The sequence below is a fragment of the Amycolatopsis melonis genome (assembly GCF_040064235.1).
GTDB classification, from domain to species: Bacteria; Actinomycetota; Actinomycetes; order Mycobacteriales; family Pseudonocardiaceae; genus Amycolatopsis; species Amycolatopsis melonis.
On record NZ_JBDZYD010000001.1, the window covers coordinates 914,087 to 935,580 of the forward strand.

A 21,494-nucleotide genomic window follows, 5' to 3' on the forward strand; every position below is an offset into this window, starting at 1 on the left:
AGGCGGTCGTGAGTGTTCAGGCGGGTATCCGCCTGAACACTCACGACGCTAGCGGGTGGTGCGGATGCGGACGACCTCGAACAGGTCGATGACCGGCAGGTCGACCGTCAGCACGTCGCCTTCCGGCCGGGCCGGTAGTTCGTGCCTGGCCACCGAGGCGGTGGCGGGCCCGGTGGCGCCGTGGACCACGAGCCGGCCGTCGCGCACCGGGATGTGCGGGCCGAACGAGCGGCGGCGGGCGCCGGTCTGGTTGAGCAGGTGGACCACGTAGCCGTCGTCGTCGCGGCCGAGGATCAGCTCGACCTGCTCGGGCAGTTCCGCGCGGACCGGGGCTCCGGCGAGCGGTTCGAGGACGTCCAGGAGGTGGTCGCGCACCTCGGTCTTCGCGAACTCGCGGTAGGTGCGGCCGACCGTCCACGTGAACACCGTCGACGTGCCGGCGCCGTGGCCGATCGAGGCCACCGCCGGGTCGCCGGTGGCGGTGTGGCCGTAGGCCAGCTCCGGCGGGCCCCATGGCGCCTGGGCGAGGATCGTGCCTGCCTTGGTGGCGCCGGATTTCCAGACGCAGCGGGCGTTGCTGCCGTGGATCGGGACGACCGAGCCGCCGAAGACGCCCTCGTCGATGCGTGGCTGGTCGTCGAACGTCGCGTAGGTCGACCACACCTGCTTCCCGGACGACGCAGGGCCGATCCGGCGCACGGCCGGGAACGCGGCCAGCTCGGCGCCGCCGTCCGCGGTGAACGCGCTGCTGCCCGTGCTCAGCAGGTTCCCGCCACTGTGAACGAATTCGTCGAGCAAAGCCGCTGCCGGCCCGATCGGCCCGGTGTCCGGCAGGACGAGAAGCCGATAGCGCTCCAGCGGGATCGACGTCAGCTCGCCCAGCGGCAGGACGTCGAACGGCAGGTGCCGCTGCTGCAATGCCTGGTAGATGCCGCGGAATTCGTCGAGCGCGGCCGGGCGTACCAGGCCGATGGTGGCTGCCGGCCGTAGTGCCGCGTAGAGGGCGTGGTGGTCGCGGTGGAATCTCGTCACGTCTCGGGCCAGGGAAACGCTTGTCATGGGGAGCCGGCCCGGCGCGCCGAGGATGTAGGTGGACGGGTTGCCGCCGCGTGCGATCGCTTGCAGCAGGTGCTGGGCCACGTGCTCGGGCTGCTCCGCCGCCATGCGGTAGGTGGAGTCGACGTGCGCGGGGACGTTCACCAGCAGCGGGGTTTCGGGTCGCGACGAGCGGTGGGCGCTGACGGCTTCGGCCGTCGCGTGCGGCCACAGTTCTTTGCCCGGGAAGTGCCGGAACGCGTTGTTGCCTTCCTGGTAGCCGACGGTGCCGCCCTGGTTGAGCACCAGCGCGAGGTCGCGGTCGCGCGTCGCGAGGTGGTCGGCGTACCGGCGGCCCAGCTCCGCTTTCGTGCTTCCGGTGTATCGCCGCCACGATCCGAACGTCGGCGAGTCCCGGCTGTTGGGCAGGTCCCCGCCGCCGCTGAATTCGGCGAAGCGCTTGACGCAGGACGCGCAGTGGCAGACGCCGTGGATGACCTCGCTGTAGTCGCGCTCGTTGAAGTTGAACCAGTTGAAGAAGAACCCGTCGACGGGGTAGCGGTCGAGGATCTCGTCGAGGATGTCGAAGGCGCGCTGCTGGTAGTACTCGCCGGACAGGCACGTGCTGTACAGCGCGTGGTAGACCTGCGGTTCGCCGCCGGCCGAGACGAACAGCCAGTCCGGGTGCGCGGCGGCGGTCCCGGCGGTCACCTTGGAGAGGTCGAGACGGGCGAGCACGCGGACACCGCGCCGGGTGGCCGCGGTCACCGCGTCGCCCAGGAGGTCACCGGACGGCCGGTCGGCGAGGAAGGGATTCCGCGCCTGGTAGGGGAGTTCCGTCGGATAGAACGCGGAGATCCCGCCGGCGTTGAGCAGCCACGTGTCGGCGCCGTGGCTTTCGACGACGTCGAGCGTGGCTTCGACGTCCATGGTGGCGTCGATTTCCTGGAGGTTGGTCTGGAAGACCGTGAACGGATGCTGCCACCGGCTGGGCATGGGCTTGCTACTCCTTCAGGCGTGGTCCGCCACGGCTCGGTGGTCGCGCAGGAGCCGGAGGGCGGCGTGGTCGTGGTCTGCGAGGCCGGCGTCGACGGCGGCCTCCAAGAGGCCGTGCACCAGGCTCGCTCCCGGCAACGCTGTACCCAGCCCCTCCGCAGCCTCGGCCGCGAGCCGCAGGTCCTTGCGGTGCAGCCGGATGCGGAAACCCGGCTCGTACTCTCCCTTGATCATCCGCGGCCCGTGCACTTCCAGGACTCGCGATGCCGCGAATCCGCCCATCAGGGCGCTCTGGACGGCCGCGGGGTCCACGCCGGAGGCCTCGGCGAGGTGCAGTGCCTCCGCGACGGCCTCGATCGTCAGGCCGACCACGACCTGGTTCGCGATCTTCGCCACCTGGCCGGCACCGGACGGCCCGATGTGCGACGTCCGCGCGCCGAGCACGGCGAAGAGCGGCCGGGCCCGGTCGACCGCTTCCGCGTCGCCGCCGACCATGATCGACAGAGTTCCTTCGCGCGCGCCGATCTCCCCGCCGGAGACCGGCGCGTCGAGGTGGGCACCACCGGCACCGGCCACCTGGTCCGCGATTTCCCGTTCCGCCGCGGGCGAGATCGAGCTCATGTCGATGACGAGCGTGCCGGGCCGCAGCGCCCCGAGCACCTCACCCATGACTTCCTGGACGTCAGGGGTGTCCGGCAGCATCAGGATGACGGCTTCGCTGTCGCGGGCGGCCTCCGCGGCCGACCCGGCGTACCGCACGGTGTCCCCGAGCACCTCCCGTGCGGCCGTGGTGTCGCGGTGGACGATCAGCCGGTGCCCCGCCTTGGCGAGGTTGGCCGCCATGGGCCGTCCCATCACGCCCGTGCCGATGAACCCGATGTCCACTTCAGACACTCCTCTTCGCGTTGTCCAGCACGAGTTCCGCGACCTTCTCCGGCACGGCGGCCGGCGCGAGGTGGCCCACCGACGGCAGGATCTCCACCCGGCCGCCGTCGACGGCGGCGGCGATGGCGTGTTGCTCGGCCGGCGGGGTGGCCGGATCCTCCGCACCGCCGATGACGAGCGTGGGGGCCTTGATCGCGGCCAGGTCGTCCCGGACGTCCGCCTCGGCGAGCACGTCGCAGCCCATCGCGTAGCCCGCGGCCGGGGTCGACCGCAGCATGGCCGAGTAGGCCTCCACCACCTCCGGCCGCCGGTCCCGGAAGGCCGGTGCGAACCAGCGGGCCAGGACGGCGGGCACGATCGGCTCCAGCCCCTGCGCGCGGACGGTCGCCGCGCGCTCCAGCCAGCTTTGCCGGTCCAGCACAGGAGCACAGCACATCGCGGTGACCGAGCGGACCCGCTCCGGGTTCCGGCTCGCGGCCCGCAGGGCGATCATGCCGCCGAGCGAAAGCCCGGCGAAGTGGGCGTGATCGAACCCGAGCCGGTCGAGGACCGCGAACACGTCGTCGACGAGGTCGTCGAGCCGCGTGGTCGGCGGGGCGTCCGCGGCGGTCCCGTGGCCACGCTGGTCGAACCGCACCACGTCGAACGACTCCGTGAGCCGCGGAGCGACGTCGTCCCACAGCGCGGTCGTCGTCCCCAGCGAGTTCAGCAGGACGAGGGTGCGCGAACTGCCTTCCATGTGCCTCAGCCCTTCGTAGTCGAGCTGGGCCGGTCTCGCGTGTAGACGTCGCGTTCGGTCAGCGCGTTCAGTAGGGGCTCGCCGGCGCGGTACCGCCGGGCGTTCTCGATGATGATGTCGACCGAGCGCTGGGTCCGGTCCGGCAGTGCGGGGGTCATGTGCGGCGTGATCAGGACGTGCGGGGCGCTCCAGAGGGCCGAATCCGGCGGGAGCGGTTCGGGATCGGCGACATCGAGGCCGGCGCCCGCGATTTCCCCGGCCTGCAGCGCCTCCACCAGGGCGTCCTGGTCGACGACCGGGCCCCGGGCCAGGTTGATCAGGAACGCGGTGTTCTTCATCGCGGCGAACTCGGCGGCCGAGAACAGGTGGTGGGTGGCGTCGGTCAGCTGGGTCGCGAGCATGACGACGTCCGCCTCGGCCACGAGCCGGTCCATGCTGTCCCCGCGGTCGGCGGACAGCAGGACGTCCACGTCCGCCGTCGCTTCGCCGTCACTGCGGCGGTAGACGATCACCCGCATCCCGAACGCCTTGCCCAGGCGCGCCATTTCCCGTCCGGTGTGGCCGAAGCCGACGATGCCGAGGGTCTTGCCCCACAGGGAGAGCCGGTCCGCGTAGCCGGGCGCCGGGCGCCACAAGTGCGCGTCCTGCATTTCGAGCAACCCGCGCGCGTCGAAGGTGAGGGCGAGCGCGAAGTAGAACGCGTGCTGGGCCAGCGCGGGCGCGGAGCGGCCCGCGGAGCCGGTGACGAGCAGGCCTCGCTCGAACACTTCGGGTCGCGCGGACCGGGTGAGTCCCGAGTGGTCGCAGTGCACCCAGCGCAGCCGGGGTGCGTCGACGTACCGGTGGTCGAGGTCGCCGGCGATCACGGCGACGTCCGCGTGCTCCAGCGCGGCCGCGATCCCGTCGGCGTCCCACGGCTGAACGTGCACGACCTCCGCGGGCGCGAACGCCCGGCGCAGCTGGTCCAGGTGGTCCTCGCCGAACATGACCGTCGCCAGGACGCTGCGGATCTCCGGGGTGCGATCGCTCATGGTTCCCTTGCTGCTAACACGCGTTACCAACGCGCGTTAGTAGACTCCTCCAAGCGGCTCCGGAACAAGGCCTGGCCCGGTAACGACTGGGTAACGGGGCTGGGTGGGATGCGGCTGCTGAAGTCCGCCGCGCGCTATATCTGCATGTCGCGCCCAGTGATCGGTGAAAGGCCCATGACGCGCTCGAGCAGACGCATCACCAGCGAGGACGTCGCTCGCGCGGCCGGGGTCTCGCGCACGACGGTGAGCTTCGTGCTCAACGACCGGCCGGGGCAGTCCATCCCCATGGAGACCCGGCAGCGCGTGCTGGAGGCGGCTCGGAACCTCGGCTACCGCCCGCACGCGTCCGCGCGGACGCTCGCGGCCGGGCGCAGCGACCTCGTCCTGCTGGCCATCCCGGACACCCGGCTCGGTCCCGCCACCAGCCGGTTCGTCGAAGAGCTCGCCGCGGCACTGGCGGAGCACGGGCTGACCTTGATCACCCACCTCGCGGGCGCGCCGCTGCCGGACGTCTGCGCGACCGTGAACGCTTCCGCGGTGGTCGGGCTGAGCCCGTTCGACGCCGAAACCGCGGACGCCCTGCGCCGGGCCGGCGCCGAGGTCGTGCTGCCGCTGCCGGACCCGCGCGGTGGTGTCGACGAGGCGATGGAACAGGTCGGGCGGTTGCAGGCCGGGCACCTGATCGACCGCGGGCACCGCCGCCTCGGCTACGCCATGCCGGTCCATCGCGGGCTGCGTGCCATGGCCGATGCCCGCCTGGCCGGCGTCACCGCCGCGTGTGCCACCGGCGGCATCGACCCGCCGGTGGTGGCGGAGCTCGGCCTGGCGGTCGCCGACGCGAGCCGGGCGGTGACGCGGTGGCGTGCCGCGGAGGTGACGGCAGTGTGCGCCTACAACGACGAGACGGCGATCGCCGTGCTGGCCGGTGCGCACGACCAGGGCCTCGCGGTGCCCGCGGACCTGGCCGTCATCGGGGTCGACGACATCCCCACGGCGAAACTGGTGACCCCGGCGCTCAGCACCATCCGCTTCGACGTCCACGAGGCGGGCCGCCGGCGCGCCGAAGCGGTCGTGGCCGCCTTGGCGGGGCAGGAGCCGGTGTCGTCGCCGGACATCGGCGGGCCGTCGGTCGTGCCACGCGACTCGACCTGACGCGCCGATCAGGCTTGGCCGGCGGGGCGGACGAGGATCTCGTTGATGTCCACTGTGGCCGGTTGGCCGACCGCGTAGAGCACGGCACGGGCGATGTCGGCGGGGTCCAGTTTGGGCTCTTGGGCGCGTTCGGGCGGGATGCCGCCGGTGTCCACCAGACCGGGCTGGACGAGAGTGACGCGGACGCCCGTGCCGATGCATTCGGCGCGGATGTTCTGCGCCAGGCCGGTCAGGGCCCACTTCGTCGCCGAGTACAGGTTGCCCGGGCGGATGCCGCGGCCGGCGGCCGAGCCGGTGAGCACGAGGTGGCCGCGGGATTCGACCAGGGCCGGGAGCGTGGCGCGGGCGGTCAGGGCGGGGCCGTAGACGTTGACGAGCACCATGTCCCGCCACTGGTCCGGCGGGGCGCCGCGGGTGCCGAGGAATGACGTCACCACGCTGGCACCGGCGTTGGCGAACACGACGTCCAGCCGGCCCCAGGCATCCCGCACCCGGGTGACGAGCCCGCTGAGCTGCGCCCAGTCGGTCACGTCACAGGCGACCGGCCACACGCGGTCGGGGTCGCCGAGCCGGGTGGCGAGGTCGGACAGCTGGTTTTGGTTGCGGGCAACGAGTACCAGGCGGTAGCCCGCTTCGGCGGCGAGCCGGGCGGTGGTGGCGCCGATGCCGCGAGAGGCGCCGGTGATGAGGAACACGGGATCGGTCACGGAACGCAGGCTAGCCAACGAACCGCGAATGGTCTAGACCATAGGGGTATCTGTCACCCGAGTGAGGAGCACCCGTGGATTTCGCCACCGACTTCGGCGCGGCCACGCGCGAACACCTGCGCCTGATCGAAGACCGCAATGCCGCCACTGTGGACACGGTGGCCGCCCGGCTCCTCGACGTCGTCCGCGCCGGGCGGCTGGTGCACACCGCGGCGGCTGGCCACAGCCTGGCCGCGGTGCTGGAGACGTTCTACCGTGCCGGCGGCCTGGCGTGCGTGCGCCCGCTGTTCCACCCCGGCCTGCTGCCGCTGCACGGTGCCCAGGCCAGCACCCAGCTCGAGCGGGTGCCCGGCCTGGCCGCGTTGCTGGTCGCGCAGGCGCAGGTACAGGCCGGCGACGTCGGGGTCGTCTTCTCCAACTCGGGCGTCAACGCCTTTCCGGTGGAAATCGCCGACGAACTCAAGAAACGCGGCGCCTACGTGGTCGCGTTCTCCTCCCGGCCCCACATGGACAACGCCCCGGCGCGCTCCTTCGCCAAGCTCGGCGAGCTGGCCGATGCGGTCCTGGACACGGCGATCCCGCCGGGCGACGCCGTGGTCCCCACGGCCGGCGGCACCACCGCGGCGCTGTCCACCCTCTGCTCGACCTACCTGTGGAACCTGCTCCTCGTCCGCCTGGCCGCGCTGGCCGGTGACCTCGCCGTCCCGCTCTGGCAAAGCTCCAACCTGCCCGGCGGCGACACCGCCAACGCGGGCCACCTCGACCACTACCGGGCCCGGGTGCCGATGCTGTGAGCGAAGCTCGACCCGGCGATCGGGTGATCGTATGCTGCGCGGAACCGATCGAACGAACAGCCGGCGAACGAAGGTCGAGATGCGGGAGTCGGGCGAGGACAGGCGGCGGCGGATCCTGGCCGTCGTCGAGGCGCGGGGGCAGGCGCGGGTCACCGAGCTGGCCGCCGAGCTGGCGGTCTCGGTGATCACCGTGCGCCGGGACGTCGAGGAGCTGGCCAGGGCCGGCCGGCTGCGGCGGGGCCACGGCGTTGTCCGCTCGCTGGTTCCGCGGCGGCCGGAGCCTGCGCCCGCGCCGGACGGGGGCGGGCCGGTGGTGCTGGTCGTGCCCGAACGGCACGCCTACCTCACCGAGGTGCTGCACGGGGCCCGTGCCGCGCTGGAGGAGGCCGACGTCCGTGTTGTGCTGCAGCCGGCGCCGCAGGTGCCCGGCGCGGAACGGACGATCGTCGAGCGGCTGCTCGCCGAGGATGCCCGGGGCGTGCTCGTCGCGCCGCGCTGGCGCAGCGTCGTCGACGAGGAGGCCGACGATGGCTGGCTGGCCGCCGCCGACGTCCCGGTCGTCCTGATGGAACGGCGCCCGCGGCCCGGAAGTGCGCTGCACGCCAGGGATTCCGTGTGCACCGACCACTGGTACGGCGTGCACCTCGCGGTGACGCACCTGCTGGCCCTGGGGCACCGGCGGATCGTCCTGGCCGCGCGCGACGACAGCCCGACCGCGCGGGCGATCCGGGCGGCGTTCACCGACATCTGCGCGGGACGGCCCGAGATCGAAGACCGGACCGTGGTGCTCAGCGCGCCGGGCGCCGGCCGGCAACCCGCGCGCGATCTCCGCCCTCTCGCCGACGTCCTGCGGGAGCGTGCCGCGACCGGCGTGGTCATGCACGGCGACGTCGACGCCCTGATGCTCGTCCAGCAGCTGGCCGACGCCGGGATCACGGTGCCCGGCGGCTGTTCGGTGGTCGCCTATGACGACGTCGTGGCCGCTTTGGGGAGCACACCGCTGACCGCGATCGCGCCACCCAAGGCCGAAGTCGGCAGGCTGGCCGCGGAGCTGCTGCTGGAACGGCTGCGCGAACCGGCCGGTCGGCCGCCGCGGCGGGTCACCGTGCTGCCCGAGCTGAAGGTCCGCGGGTCCACCCGGCCACTGATCGATTGACCGAGTTGCCCGGGACTATTGACCGGAATTCGGTCAGGCACCCAAACTGCGGGGAGCCCGCGACCCGCAGGAGGCGTCGATGCCCAGCCGCCGGACCATCCTCGCCGCGGGTCTCGCTTTTCCCCTCGCCGCCGCGTGCTCCGGACCAGGCGGGGACGCCCCGCGCGGCGCCATCCGGATCACGTTCTGGTCGGCGCTGCGGGGCAGCCAGCAGGTGGTCGACGCGTTCAACAAGACGCAGAACCGGATCCACGTGGTGTTCCAGCAGATCCCGTCCGGCGACCAGGGCGGGTACGCGAAGCTGAGCAACGCGGTCCGCGCGGGCAACGCACCGGACGTCGCCACCATCGAATACCCGCAGGTGCCCGGGTTCGCCATCGACGGGGTGGCCAGGGACCTCACCGGCCTCGTCTCCGATCGCCTGCGCGCCAAGCTCCTCCCGCAGGCGCTGCGCCTGACGACGTTCGCCGGGCGGGTGTTCACCGTGCCGCTGGACGTCGAGCCGATGGTCCTGCACTACCGCACCGATCTGTTCGCCCAGCACGGATCCGGCCCGCCGCGCACATGGGACGAGTTCACCGCGGTGGCCCGCAAGGTCCGCGACGAGCGCCGCCGCCTGGTGGCCTTCGCCACCGACGGCGCGACCCAGTTCGCCGCGCTCTCGTGGCAGGCGGGCGCCCAGTGGTTCGACACCTCCGGCGGTGCCTGGAACGTCTCCCTCGCCGACGCCGCGACCCGCCGCGTGGCCGGGTACTGGCAGGACCTGATCGACGACGGGCTCGTCTTCGCCAACGGCGTCGCGGGCCGCCAAGGCGACGCGCAGATCGGGCAGGGACTCGTGCTGGCCCGGCTCAGCGGCGCCTGGGACGCCGGCGCGCAGATGAAGGCCCGTCCGGGCCAGAAGGGCAAGTGGGCGATCGCGCCGTTGCCCCAGTGGGATCCCGCGCACCCGGCGGTCGGGACGCACGGCGGCTCGACGTTCGCCGTCACCCGCGACAGCGCCCACCCGGAAGCCGCGATGGAGTTCATCGAATGGCAGGTGTCGCACCCGGACGCGTTGCGCGCCCGGCTGTCCAGCGGCACCAGCAGCCAGTACCCGGCCGCGCCGGACCTGGTCGAGGTCGGGCGGAAGGCGTTCGACCGCCGCTACTACGGCGGCCAGGACATCTACCGCCTGTTCGAAGCCGAGGCCGCGAAGATCCGGGACGGCTGGACGTGGGGCCCGCGGATGAGTGCGACCCAGCGCGTGCTGCAGGACGGCTTCGCGCGGGCGGGCGCCGGCCAGGGCACCCTCCTGGACGCCGTCCGCGACGCCCAGCGCGCCACCATGCCGGACCTGATCGCCCTGGGACTGGCGACCACCGAGCACAGCAGCTGAGGGAGACCGATGACGACGACACTCGCGCGTCCGGAAAGCGCTTCCAGAACACCGGTACCGCACGTCCGGAGACGACACCGGCAGGGCACCGCCTGTGCCGTGCTGATGGCCCCGTTCTTCGTGCTGCTGGTGGTGGTCTTCCTGATCCCGGCCGGAACGGCGCTGTGGCTGAGCTTCTTCGGCGCCGACGAACCGGGTCTCGGCTTCGGCCCGGAACACACGATCTTCGTCGGGCTGCGCAGTTACGCCGCCGTTCTCGCCGACCCGACGTTCCTCAACGGGCTCGGCGTCGTCGCGCTGTACTGCCTGCTCTACCTGCCGCTGCTGGTCGTCTGCTCTCTCGGGCTCGCCCTGCTGCTGGACTCCGGCGTCGCGCGGCTGCGCGGATCGGCGCGGCTGGCGCTGTTCCTGCCGCACGCGGTGCCCGGCATCATCGCCGCGATCATCTGGCTCTACCTCTACATTCCCGGCCTCAGTCCGGTGGTGGACCTGTTCGGCAAGGCCGGGATCACGGTGGACTTCCTCGGCGTCCACACCGTCATCCCGTCGATGGTGAACATCGCGCTGTGGAGCAACCTCGGCTACAACGTCGTCGTCTTCTACGCCGCCCTGCAGGCCGTGCCACGCGAGGTGATCGAGGCGTCCGTGGTCGACGGCGCCGGTGGCGTCCGTACCGCGCTGTGGATCAAGACGCCGATGATCCGCGCGTCGATCGTGATGGTCGTGCTGTTCACGCTGATCTGGTCGCTGCAGCTGTTCACCGAGCCGATGCTGCTGTCGCAGGCCACGCCGATGATCACCGCGCGGTTCTCGCCGAGCATGTACATCTACGACGCCGCCTTCACCCGCAACAACTACGGCCTCGCCGCGGCAGCGTCGGTGATCCTGCTGGTCTGCACGATCACGCTGTCCTACGGCGTCACGCGCTGGACCAACCGCACCCGGGAGGTGACCGCGTGAACCCGCCGAAGCTCCTCGGCCGCGCGGCCGTCAAGACCGTCGTGGCGATCTCGGTGCTCTACACCCTGCTTCCCGCGTTGTGGCTGGTGCTCGCCGCGATGAAGGACCGGGACGCGCTCTTCGGCAGTGAAATCCTTTCGTTGCAGGGGTTCTCGCCGCTGAAGAACCTGAAGGACCTGTTCGCCATGGACAAGGGCATCTACGGCCACTGGTACCTCAACAGCCTGCTGTACGCCGTCGGCGGGGCGGCGGTCAGCGCGCTGGTGAGTATCGCCTGCGGGTACGCGTTCGACAAGTACGTCTTCCGGCACAAGGAGAAGCTGTTCGGGCTGGTGCTCGCCGCGGTGATGGTGCCGCAGACCGTGCTGGCGCTCCCGCTGTACCTGCTGGCCTCGGGCACCGGCGTCGTCGACACGGTGTGGGCGGTGTTCGTCCCGGTGCTGTTCAACCCCTTCGGCGTCTACCTGGGCCGGGTGTTCAGCCAGGGTTACGTGCCCGGCGAGGTCATCGAGGCGGCGCGGATCGACGGCGCGGGGGAGCTGGCGACCTACTTCCGGGTCTCGCTGCGGATGCTCGGCCCCGGTGTCGTCACCGTGTTCCTCTTCCAGCTCACCGCGATCTGGAACAACTTCTTCCTGCCCATGGTGATGCTGTCGAACCAGAAGCTGTACCCGGTCAGCCTCGGCCTCTACAGCTGGAACAGCGCGGCCACGACGTCACCCGAGTACTACCCGGTGGTGATCATGGGCTCACTGCTGGCCGTCCTGCCGCTGGTGGTGGCCTTCGCGCTGCTGCAACGGTTCTGGCGCTCGGGGCTCACCGCGGGGGCGGTCAAGTGATCCGTCCCCGTGCCGCGCTCGCGATGGCTCCCCGGACCGCGGCGGCGGTGCTCGACGACACTGCGCTGACGGCGTTGCGAAGCGTCTGCGACCTCGCCGACGGCGTGCTCGCCGACTTCACGAGTGCAGCCGCTCACGCCGTCCTGCGCGACGTAGAACTGCTGGTCACCGGCTGGGGCTGCCCGCCGCTGGACGCGGCCGTCCTCGCCCGCGCGCCGCGGCTGCGGGCGGTCGTGCACACCGCGGGCTCGGTCCGCAGGCACGTCACCGAGGCATGCTGGGACCGCGGGATCGCCGTGACGTCCGCCGCGGCGGCGAACGCGGTACCGGTGGCCGAGTACACCCTGGCGATGATCCTGCTCTCCGGCAAGCGCGTCCTGGAACGCGCCCGCGATCACCGGATCGGGCGATGTGCGGACGACGGGCTGAGCGTGCCGGCGCACCTGGGCAACTACGGCCGGACCGTCGGCATCCTGTCGGCGTCGATGATCGGACGGCGGGTGATCGGCCTGCTGCGGCCGCACGACTTCCACGTCCTCGTGCACGACCCCCACCTGACCGCGGCGGAGGCGGCGGAGCTGGGCGCCGAACCGGTGAGCCTGGCCGAGCTGTTCGCCCGCGCGGACGTCGTCAGCGTGCACACCCCGCTGCTGCCGGAAACCCGCGGACTGGTCGGGCGCGAGCTGATCGCGGCGATGCGGCCGGACGCCGTGCTGATCAACACCGCCCGCGGCGCGGTGCTCGACCAGGACGCGCTGGCCGAGGCCACCGGCGCCCGCCGGATCCGGGCCATCCTCGATGTCACCGACCCGGAGGTCCTGCGACCGGACCATCCGCTGTGGACGGACGACAACGTGCTGATCACCCCGCACCTGGCCGGGTCCCAGGGCAACGAGCTGCGGCGGCTGGCCGAACTGGCCGTCGCCGAGGTCGCCCGCTGGGCGGCCGGGCAGCCGTTCGCCCACCTCGTCCGCCGCGAGCGCCTGGGGATGATCGCGTGAAGCTGCCCGGCGAAGACCGTGTGCTGAGCCCGCACACCGGGTACACGCGGGACCACTGGGTCGCCGTGGCGGACGGCCTGCTGACGGCGGCGTGGCGGTGGGCGACTCCGGGCGGCGCCCGGCTCGACCTGCCGGGACCGCCGTCGGGCAGCGGGGTCCGCTCGGACGGCCTGGAGGGCTTCGCCCGCACCTTTCTTGCCGCGGCCTTCCGGGTTGCCGGGGAGGACGGGAAGGATCCGCACGGCTGGCTGGAGCGGTACGCCACAGGCCTCGACGCGGGCACCCGGTCGCCGGGACGTGACGACGCCGAGTCGTGGCCGGTGATCGCCGACCGCAGCCAGCCGATGGTCGAATCGGCGTCGATCGCCCTCGGCCTGCGGCTGACCCGGCCCTGGCTGTGGGATCACCTCGCGCCCACCGTGCAGGACCGGGTCGAGGCGTGGCTGCGCGGCGCGCTGCGGCACGTCCCGGCGCCCAACAACTGGTACCTGTTCCCGTTCACGGTGGCCGGGTTCCTCTCCGCGGTGGGCCGCGCCGACGCCGAGACGTCGCAGGCGCGCGAGCGGGCGCTGGAGCTGCTGGAGGGCTGGTACCACGGGGACGGCTGGTACGCCGACGGCGACGGCCGCGCCTTCGACCACTACAACGGCTGGGCGCTGCACCTGTACCCGGTGCTGGACGCCCACCTCGCGCGCGAATCCACGCACTTCGGCCCGCGCCTGCGCGAGCACCTCGAGAGCTTCGCGCTGTGGTTCGGCGGCGACGGCGCCCCGCTCCACTTCGGACGGTCGCTGACCTACCGGTTCGCGGCCGCGTCGGCGGTCGGCCTCGGCGCCGTCACCGGGCACACGCCGCTGCGGCCCGGCGTGTCACGACGGCTGCTCAGCGGCGCGCTGCGCTACTTCCTCGACCGCGGAGCCGTGGACGACCGCGGATTGCTGAGCCTCGGCTGGCACGGTCCGCACGCACCGACGGTGCAGCACTACTCCGGGCCGGGTTCACCGTACTGGGCGTCGAAAGCGTTCGTGTGCCTGCTCGCGCCGCCAGACCATCCACTATGGACATCCACCGAGGAACCGGCGCCGAGCGAAACAGCCGACACCGTACTGGCGCTGCCTGCGGCGGGCCTGCTGCTGCAGTCGACCCACGACGGCGTCGTCCGGCTGCACAACCACGGCAGCCACGACGTCAAGCCGCACCAGGCCGAGTCGGCGGCCGAGGACAACCCGCACTACGGCCGCTTCGCCTACTCGACCCGGACCGGACCGACCGCGCGGGACAACCCGGCCGACAACCACTTCGCCGTCGTGGTCGACGGCGTCCGCAGCGTCCGGCGCCGGATCCACCCCCTCGGGGCGGGCCAGGGCGACGGCTGGGGCTGGGCCGCGTCCTGGCACCGCCCGGTGTTCGGTCACGGCCCGGCGACGGTGCCCGGGCTGCGCGTCGAGAGCGTCACCGTCGTCCGCGGTCGGGACGAGCTGCGGGTGCACCGCGTGCTCGGCGCCCCGCCGGGCGCGGCCGTCGAGCAGACGGGCTGGGCGACGGCGCCCGGCGAGTCCGTGCTCCGGCCGCTCTCCGGCTGGACCGGCCAGGACGAAGCCCGCGCGCCGCACGGCACCGCCTTCGGCTCGTGGGTGTCGCTCCCGCGGCTCACTGCGGACGTCCGGGGCACGGGCGTCTTCACGGCGTTGGCCGTGCTGGGCACCGAGTCGGAGCATCCGGTCGCCTCGGCGACCACCGAGGCAGTCGAAATCGGCTGGCCGGACGGGTTCGCCGTGCGGATCCGGTTCGAGCCATTGCAGGTGAGCGCGGTGAGCCTCTCCCGGGAAGGAGTACGCGCATGAGGAAGACGCGAGGGTTCGCGAGCCTGGTCGCCGTCATCGGGGCGGCGATGGCGGTGACCGGCGGCGAGGTGAGTGCCTCGGCGGCGACCGTGACGCATCTCTACATCGCGGGGGACTCCACCGCGTCGACCTACGTCTCGGCGCAGGCCCCGCGCGCGGGGTGGGGCCAGGCGCTGCCGGTGTTCCTGACCTCGAACGCCGTCGCGGTGAACGTGGCCAAGTCGGGGGCCAGTTCCAAGAGCTTCATCGACCTCGGCCGGCTCGACCACATCCTCGGCCTGCTCAAGAAGGGTGACTACCTGCTGATCTCGTTCGGGCACAACGACGAGAAAGCCGACGACCCGACCCGCTACACCGAGCCGTCGACGACCTACAAGCAGTACCTCTCGCAGTACATCGACAAGAGCCGGGCCAAAGGAGCGATTCCGGTCCTCCTGACGCCGGTGGAACGGCGTCACTTCGGCAGCGCGGGCGTGATCACCCCGTCCCACGGCGCCTACCCGGCGGCGATGCGGGAGCTCGCGGCGGCCAAGCGCGTGCCGTTGATCGACCTGACCGCGGCCAGCACAGCGCTCTGGAACCGCGCGGGTGTCGAGGGCACGAAGAAGTACTTCATGATCTTCCCGGCGGGGAAGTACCCGAACTACCCCGATGGCAGCCAGGACAACACGCACTTCCAGGCGGCAGGGGCGATCGAGGTGGCCCGGCTCGTGGCCACCGCCCTGCGGAACCAGGGCGTGGTGCCGGCCGGCGCGTTCCGGCAGCTCTCCGCGAGCATCCCGCCGAGCGTGATCGGCTGGCCGGTGACCGCGCCCTACTGAACGCCGCTGTACCGCGGATGCGGTACGGAGATGACCGCGCGAGGCTGACGCCCGGAACGCCCGGGACCGGGAGGCTGTTCGGTGACCGACTTCCTCCCGAAAGGCTTTCACCGTGAGTTCTCTTGCCCGTTGGTGCTTCCGGAGGCGGGGTGTCGTGCTCGCCGGCTGGGTGGGTGGCCTCGTCGCCCTGGCCCTGCTGGTGATCGGCGCCGGGACCGCGTTCACCGACTCCGCGGACCTGCCCGACAGCGAGTCGGCCACCGCCTACCACCTGCTCGGGGAAGCCGGTGGCCCGGCGGCGGGGAACGTCGTCCGCGGCACGATCGTGTGGCACTCCACCGGCGGCCCGGTCGACTCGGGACCGGTGCGCGAGCGGGCCGTCGCCGCGCTTGGCGACATCGCCGCGATGCCCGGGGTGAAGCAGGTCGTGAGCCCCTACACCGCCGCGGGGGCCGCCCAGCTGAACCCCGGCGCCGGGACTGCTTATGCGACCGTCGTGCTCGACAAGGGCGCTGGGCCCGACCCCGTCGTCCAGGCCGCCGAACAACTCCGGGGGCCCGGGCTCGACGTCGAGGCCGGCGGCCAGGCGTTCACCGAACAGCCCGCCGGCTCGAACGGGACCGAGGCGATCGGCCTCCTCGCCGCGCTGGTCCTGCTGCTGCTGTTGTTCCGCTCGGCGTGGGCGGCGGTCCTGCCGATCATCACCGGCCTGGTCGGGGTGGGCGCGTCGCTGCTGGTGGTGATGCTGGCCTCCCACGTGATCGACCTCGCGGCGACGAGCCTCACCATGGGCGCGCTGATCGGCCTGGGCGTCGGGATCGACTACGCGCTGTTCATCGTCAACCGCCACCGCAAGGCGCTGCGGGCCGGGGCGAGCGTCCCGGACGCCCTCTCCCAGGCGGCGGACACCTCCGGCCGGGCCGTCGTGTTCGCGGGCGTGACGGTGATGATCGCGCTGCTCGGCATGTTCGTCGTCGGCCTCGGCCTGCTCACCGGCATGGCGCAGGCGGCCGCGGTCACCGTCCTGTTCACCGTCGCCGCCGCCTTGACCCTCCTGCCCGCCCTGCTCGGGTTCCTCGGCTACCGGGTGCTGTCGCGAAAGGACCGCGCGGCCATCGCGGCCGGACGCTTCCCCCTGGCCGAGCGCCGGACCGCGAAGGCGCCCCTGGCCGCCCGCTGGGCGAACCTCGTGCAGCGGCTGCCGGTGGCCGCGGGCGGCGCCGCGCTCGTCGTGACGGTCCTGCTCGCGTCGCCCGTGCTGGGCATGCGGGTCGGCAATGCGGACGCCAGCAGCGATCCGGTGGGCACGCCCACCCGCGCCTACCACGACCTGATGGCCGGTGCGTTCGGCGACGGTTTCGACGCCTCGCTGCTGCTGGTCGCGAGCACCCCCGACAGCGCGTCCGCCCAGGCGTTCGGCACCCTGGTCCACCGGCTGGATGCGCTGCCCGGCGTCGCCCACGTGACCGGAGCTCCGGCCACGAGCGGGCCCGTCAGCTCCGTGACCATCACCCCGGTGACCACGGCCCAGGCCGCGGAGACCGCGAATCTGGTCGAGACGCTCCGCGGCGACGTCATCCCGGCCGCGGAGGCGGGCACCGCGCTGAAGGTCTACGTCGGTGGCCAGACCGCCACCAGCATCGACGTCGCCGACGCGCTGATGAGCAAGCTGCCGCTCTACCTCGGGCTCGTGGCGCTGCTCGGCTTCCTGCTGCTCGCCCTGGCCTTCCGCAGCATCCTGGTGCCGCTGGTGGGTGCGGTGAGCAACATCGCCACCATCGCGGTCGGGCTGGGCGCGGTCACCGCGATCTTCCAGAACGGCTGGGGGCTGGCGCTGCTGGGCGTCGGTTCCGGGGCGCCGGTGATGTATCTGGTGCCCGTGCTGGTGGTCGGGGTCATGTTCGGGTTGTCCATGGACTACCAGGTGTTCCTGGTCAGCCGGATGCACGAGGAGTGGGTCCACACCCGCGACAGCAGGCGCGCGGTGCGGGCCGGGGTCGCCGAGACGGGCCGGGTCATCGCCGTCGCGGCCACGATCATGCTCTGCGTGTTCGCTTCGTTCGGGTTCAGCGGCGAGCGGATCGTGGCCATGATCGGGATCGGCCTGGCGATCGCCGTGCTGGTGGACGCGTTCGTGGTGCGGATGACGCTGATCCCCGCCGTGATGACCCTGCTGGGCCGGGCCAACTGGGCCTACCCGCGGTGGGCGGAGCGGATCACGCCGCGGCTGTCGGTCGAAGGCCCCGAGCGGGAGCCGCAGACGCGGGAGATGATGATCCGATGACGATCCGCGTCCTGCTCGCCGACGACCAGGCCCTGCTGCGGGCCACCTTCCGGCTCCTCATCGACGCCGACGAGGACATGACGGTGGTCGCCGAGGCCGCCGACGGGCAGGACGCGGTGATCAAGGCGCGGGAGGCGCAGGCCGACGTCGTCGTGATGGACATCCGCATGCCCGGGGTGGACGGCATCGAGGCCACCCGGCGGATCACCGCGGACGAGGACCTCGCCGGGGTGAAGGTCCTGGTCCTGACCACGTTCGAGACCGACGAGTTCGTGGTGGCCGCGCTGCGAGCCGGGGCCAGCGGCTTCCTCGGCAAGGGTGTCGAGCCGGAGGTGCTGCTGCAGGCGATCCGCACGGTGGCGGCGGGGGAGTCGCTCCTGTCGCCGTCGGCGACCACGGCGCTGATCGGCCGGTTCCTGGCCCAGCCGGAGAGCCGTCCGGTCGAGCCGCGGACGGAGCTGGGCGAGCTGACCGCCCGCGAACAGGAGATCACCGCCCTGGTGGGGGCCGGTCTGTCCAATGCGGAGATCGCCGCCAAGCTGTTCATCAGCGCCGCGACGGCGAAGACGCACGTCAACCGGGCGATGATGAAGACCGGCTCGCGGGACCGGGCCCAGCTGGTGGTCTTCGCCTACGAGACCGGGCTCGTCACGCCCGGGGCGCCGCGGTGACCGCGCCGCGGTGGTGGCACCTCGCGGCGCCGGTGGTGGCCGCCGTGCTGGTCGGGGCGTTCCAGCTGTCCTACCGGGACACGGACGGCTGGGTGCCGCCGAGCACCTGGCAGCTCGCGGTGTACCTGGCCGAGTGCCTGGCGCTGCTGCTGCGGTACCGGCACCCGGTGGCGGTCGCCGGGGTGACCGTGGTGTTCAGCGCCGCGCTGCCGGTCATCCGCCCGCACGCGGTGATCATCGACGTGCCGGCGATCATCGCGCTCTACACCCTCGCCCGGTACACCGGCCGCCGCACGGCGTGGACCGCCGCGGCGGCCGCGGCGGTCCTGCTGACGATCAGCTCGGCCTGGTGGCGATCGGAGCAGCTGCTCGACATCCGCAACCTGCTACCCGCCAACTACGTCGGGATCGCCGTGGCCGTCGGCGACTCCGTGCGCGCCAACCGCGCGGTCCTGCGCCAGGCACAGGACAAGGCCCGCGAAGCCGAACGCACCCGCGAGGAAGAGGCGCGCCGCCGGGTGCGCGACGAACGCGTCCGCATCGCCCGGGACCTCCACGACGTCGTCGCCCACCACATCACCCTCGTCAACGCCCAGGCCGGAGTCGCCCACCACCTGCTGGACCGCCAACCGGCCAAGGCCCGGGAGGCCTTGGCCGGCATCAAGGACACCAGCCGGGCCGCGCTCGACGAGCTGCGCGCGACGGTCGGCCTGCTGCGTCAAGACGACGACCCACCCGAATCCCGCCGGTCCGTCCCGGGGTTCGCCGAGGTGGGGTCGCTGGTGGACTCCTTCCGGTCCGCCGGGTACGACGTCCGCCTGTCCACCCGCGGGCCCGCCCGGCCGCTGTCCGGCGCCGCCGACCTCGCGGCGTACCGGATCGTGCAGGAAGCGCTGACGAACGCCGGCAAACACGGCAGCGACCGCCGCGTGGACGTGACGCTCACCTACACCGGTGACCACCTGGAACTGGCCGTGTCGAACGCCGCCCGGCCCGGCCACCGCGGACCCGGCACCGGGCACGGGCTCATCGGCATGCGCGAACGCGCTTCCAGTGCCGGAGGCACGTGCACGGCCGGATTCCGGGAAGACGGGCGGTACGAGGTGCGCGCCGTGCTGCCGCTGCGCGGCGAGACCGCTTAGTACCGCGTCCGCGGTAGGTCCGGATACCGCTGCACGCCGACGTTTTCCGGCGCTGCCACGACCAGCATGGAACCGTGATCGACAGTCTGGGCGCGGCCCCGCGAACCAACCGCCGGAGTATCTTGATCCGCTGCGCGGCGGCGGTCGTCGTGGTGGCGTTGGTGGCCTTCGTCCACACCGCCGGCACCGCGGACCTCGGAGCGGTCCTCGGCACCGCCGAGCCGCTGTGGGTGCTCGCCGCGGTCGTGGTCTTCCTCGTACCGCTGCTGGGCAACGTGCTGGCCCTCCGGGCCGTCGCGCCGGTGTCCCTGCCGTGGGGACTGACGACGGTCGCCCAGCTGGCGGGAGCGTTCGGCAACCTCGTCGCGCCGGGGAACCTCGGCGGCATGGCGACCAACGTCCGGTTCCTGCAGCGGCGCGGGGTCGCGACGACCGGCGCGGCGGGCGCGGTCGGGGCGGCGCAGGCCACCGCGGTGGTCGTGACGGTGGCGGTGGCGCTGCCGGGCCTGATCGCGTCGGGACGGCTCGCGGCCGTGGGTTCGGCGGTCTCCGGCCCGGTGGCGCCGATCGTCGCGGCGACGCTGGTCGCCGTCGTTGTCGCGCTGGGGTGCACGCCGGCCGGCCGCCGGTGGGGGAGCAGGCTGCGCTCGGCGGCGGTGGCCACGTTCGCTTCGTTCCGGTTCGCGCTGGCCGCGCCCGGCCGCGCCGGGCTCGCCGTGGCGGGGAACCTGCTGGTGACCCTGGGTTCGACCGCGGCACTGGCCGCGGCCGTCCAGGCGTTCGGCGCCACGGCATCCTTCGGTGATCTCCTGCTCGTCGTGGCCGGCAGCGCCGTTGCCGGAGCTTTGCCGCTGCCCGGCGGCGCCGGTGGAGCCGAGGTGATCCTCGCGGCGCAGCTGACCGCGGTAGGACTCCAGCCACCGGTCGCCTTCGCCGTGGCCGTGCTCTACCGCGTGGTCACGTTCTGGTCCCGGGTCCCGGTCGGCTGGCTCGCTTTCGCGTTGTTGCGGCGATCCGGCCATCTCTGATCCGACTGTCCACTTCGGGTCATCCGTGGGGGTCAGCGTTCGCCGGCCGTCTCGCTCTTCGGGTTCGTGCCCACCGGGGTGGTCGCGTCGGTGCCCCAGCTGGTCAGCAGCCGCAGGGCCTCGGCCGACTTCGAGCCCGGTTCGGCGTGGTAGGTGACCATCGTCTGGTCCGGGTCGTCGGGGAGCGGGAACGATTCGTAAGCCACCTGCAGCTCGCCCACCAGCGGGTGGCGCAGGCGCATCGGGCCGTGGCTCTTGCGCTGTACTTCGTGGGCCGCCCAGAGCCGTCGGAATTCCTCGCTGCGCATCGACAGCTCGCCGACCAGCTTGGTGAGCTGGGGATCGCCGGGGTGGTTGCCGGCGTGCAGCCGCAGGATGCCGGTGACCGCGCGGGCCTTGTGCTCCCAGTCGAGGAAGAGGTCGCGGGTGGCGGGGGAGAGGAAGATCAGCCGCCCCCAGTTGCGCTCCTCGGGTGGCAGCTCGGCCCAGTTGCCGAAGAGCGCGGCGGCGGGCTTGTTCCAGCCGAGGATGTCCATGCGGAGGCCGTTGACGTAGGCGGGCACGTCGGTCATCGCGTCGAGCAGCTGCTGGACGGCGGGCCGCAGCTGCTGGGCCCGGGGTGCCGGCTTGCCCGTGCGGCGCCGGGTGGGCTTGACCAGTTGCGTGAGGTAGGCGCGCTCGGTGTCGGTCAGCCGCAGCGCGGTGGCGATGGCTTCCAGGACCTCCACCGACACGTTCGCGGCGTTGCCCTGTTCGAGGTGGGTGTAGTACGAGATCGACACGCCGGCCACCTGGGCCAGCTCTTCCCGGCGCAGACCGGGCACCCGCCGGCGCGTGCCGTAGTCGGGCAGGCCGACGTCGGCCGGCTTGAGCTGGGCTCGGCGGGTGCGGAGGAATTCGCTGAGCTCCTCGCGCCGGTCACCGGAGGTAGTGGGCATGCCGCCATTATCGCCCGGCGAGCGGCGGCGATCCTGCCACTGCCGGTGGTACCCGCGGCAGTGGTCAGCGCCCCTTCGCGCCATTGGTGCGCG

19 protein-coding genes are annotated in these 21,494 nt (G+C 72.5%); 13 read left to right on the top strand and 6 right to left on the bottom strand.

Annotated elements, in window-relative coordinates; all coding sequences use genetic code 11:
• Positions 1-48 precede the first annotated feature (48 nt).
• From ABJI51_RS04050 to ABJI51_RS04065, 4 genes are read right to left on the bottom strand one after another with little or no spacing between them, the layout of a single operon-like run.
• The gene (locus ABJI51_RS04050; RefSeq protein ID WP_348947552.1) at positions 49-2,031 is read right to left on the bottom strand and encodes an alpha-amylase family protein; all 1,983 of its coding nucleotides are present in this window, start codon (positions 2,029-2,031) and stop codon (positions 49-51) included.
• Positions 2,032-2,046: 15 nt separating this feature from the next.
• Positions 2,047-2,916, bottom strand: coding sequence for an NAD(P)-dependent oxidoreductase (locus tag ABJI51_RS04055; protein ID WP_348947553.1), 870 nt, complete (start codon positions 2,914-2,916; stop codon positions 2,047-2,049).
• Between the two features lies 1 nt (position 2,917).
• Positions 2,918-3,655 (bottom strand): alpha/beta fold hydrolase, encoded by a 738-nt coding sequence (locus ABJI51_RS04060; RefSeq protein WP_348947554.1) that lies wholly within the window; start codon positions 3,653-3,655, stop codon positions 2,918-2,920.
• 5 nt (positions 3,656-3,660) lie between these two features.
• The gene (locus tag ABJI51_RS04065; RefSeq protein WP_348947555.1) at positions 3,661-4,686 is read right to left on the bottom strand and encodes a D-2-hydroxyacid dehydrogenase; all 1,026 of its coding nucleotides are present in this window, start codon (positions 4,684-4,686) and stop codon (positions 3,661-3,663) included.
• A 174-nt stretch (positions 4,687-4,860) separates the two neighbouring features.
• Between ABJI51_RS04065 and ABJI51_RS04070 the strand changes: the two genes are divergently transcribed.
• Positions 4,861-5,838, top strand: a complete 978-nt coding sequence (locus tag ABJI51_RS04070; RefSeq protein ID WP_348947556.1) for a LacI family DNA-binding transcriptional regulator — start codon at positions 4,861-4,863, stop codon at positions 5,836-5,838.
• An 8-nt stretch (positions 5,839-5,846) separates the two neighbouring features.
• Here ABJI51_RS04070 and ABJI51_RS04075 read toward each other — a convergent pair whose 3' ends face one another.
• On the bottom strand, positions 5,847-6,545 hold the full coding sequence (locus ABJI51_RS04075) for an SDR family oxidoreductase (protein WP_348947557.1): 699 nt from the start codon (positions 6,543-6,545) through the stop codon (positions 5,847-5,849).
• Between the two features lie 74 nt (positions 6,546-6,619).
• Here ABJI51_RS04075 and ABJI51_RS04080 point away from each other — a divergent pair, with 74 nt between their 5' ends.
• The 12 genes from ABJI51_RS04080 to ABJI51_RS04135 all read left to right on the top strand — a co-directional run bounded on the left by ABJI51_RS04080 (position 6,620) and on the right by ABJI51_RS04135 (position 20,463).
• Positions 6,620-7,339, top strand: a complete 720-nt coding sequence (locus ABJI51_RS04080; RefSeq protein WP_348947558.1) for a sugar isomerase domain-containing protein — start codon at positions 6,620-6,622, stop codon at positions 7,337-7,339.
• 79 nt (positions 7,340-7,418) lie between these two features.
• Positions 7,419-8,495, top strand: a complete 1,077-nt coding sequence (locus tag ABJI51_RS04085; protein WP_348947559.1) for a substrate-binding domain-containing protein — start codon at positions 7,419-7,421, stop codon at positions 8,493-8,495.
• Between the two features lie 79 nt (positions 8,496-8,574).
• A complete protein-coding gene (locus ABJI51_RS04090) occupies positions 8,575-9,873 on the top strand; it encodes an ABC transporter substrate-binding protein (RefSeq protein ID WP_348947560.1) in 1,299 nt (432 codons plus the stop codon).
• 9 nt (positions 9,874-9,882) lie between these two features.
• Positions 9,883-10,833, top strand: coding sequence for a carbohydrate ABC transporter permease (locus ABJI51_RS04095; protein WP_348947561.1), 951 nt, complete (start codon positions 9,883-9,885; stop codon positions 10,831-10,833).
• Positions 10,830-11,672, top strand: a complete 843-nt coding sequence (locus tag ABJI51_RS04100; protein WP_348947562.1) for a carbohydrate ABC transporter permease — start codon at positions 10,830-10,832, stop codon at positions 11,670-11,672. Before ABJI51_RS04095 ends, ABJI51_RS04100 begins: the two co-directional genes overlap by 4 nt.
• Positions 11,669-12,673 (top strand): hydroxyacid dehydrogenase, encoded by a 1,005-nt coding sequence (locus tag ABJI51_RS04105; RefSeq protein WP_348947563.1) that lies wholly within the window; start codon positions 11,669-11,671, stop codon positions 12,671-12,673. Before ABJI51_RS04100 ends, ABJI51_RS04105 begins: the two co-directional genes overlap by 4 nt.
• Positions 12,670-14,517 carry a DUF2264 domain-containing protein gene (locus ABJI51_RS04110; protein ID WP_348947564.1) on the top strand — a complete coding sequence of 616 codons (1,848 nt, stop codon included), beginning with the start codon at positions 12,670-12,672 and terminating at the stop codon, positions 14,515-14,517. Before ABJI51_RS04105 ends, ABJI51_RS04110 begins: the two co-directional genes overlap by 4 nt.
• Complete coding sequence (locus ABJI51_RS04115) at positions 14,514-15,338, top strand: rhamnogalacturonan acetylesterase (protein ID WP_348947565.1); 825 nt, start codon at positions 14,514-14,516, stop codon at positions 15,336-15,338. The genes ABJI51_RS04110 and ABJI51_RS04115 overlap by 4 nt, the downstream gene beginning before the upstream one ends.
• A gap of 112 nt (positions 15,339-15,450) precedes the next feature.
• Positions 15,451-17,622, top strand: a complete 2,172-nt coding sequence (locus ABJI51_RS04120; RefSeq protein ID WP_348947566.1) for an MMPL family transporter — start codon at positions 15,451-15,453, stop codon at positions 17,620-17,622.
• Positions 17,619-18,293 carry a response regulator gene (locus ABJI51_RS04125; RefSeq protein WP_348947567.1) on the top strand — a complete coding sequence of 225 codons (675 nt, stop codon included), beginning with the start codon at positions 17,619-17,621 and terminating at the stop codon, positions 18,291-18,293. Before ABJI51_RS04120 ends, ABJI51_RS04125 begins: the two co-directional genes overlap by 4 nt.
• Positions 18,290-19,435, top strand: a complete 1,146-nt coding sequence (locus ABJI51_RS04130; RefSeq protein WP_348947568.1) for a sensor histidine kinase — start codon at positions 18,290-18,292, stop codon at positions 19,433-19,435. Before ABJI51_RS04125 ends, ABJI51_RS04130 begins: the two co-directional genes overlap by 4 nt.
• Positions 19,436-19,509: 74 nt before the next feature.
• Positions 19,510-20,463, top strand: coding sequence for a lysylphosphatidylglycerol synthase transmembrane domain-containing protein (locus ABJI51_RS04135; protein WP_348947569.1), 954 nt, complete (start codon positions 19,510-19,512; stop codon positions 20,461-20,463).
• Between the two features lie 32 nt (positions 20,464-20,495).
• Here ABJI51_RS04135 and ABJI51_RS04140 read toward each other — a convergent pair whose 3' ends face one another.
• Positions 20,496-21,401 (bottom strand): helix-turn-helix transcriptional regulator, encoded by a 906-nt coding sequence (locus ABJI51_RS04140; RefSeq protein WP_348947570.1) that lies wholly within the window; start codon positions 21,399-21,401, stop codon positions 20,496-20,498.
• Positions 21,402-21,494: the final 93 nt, after the last annotated feature.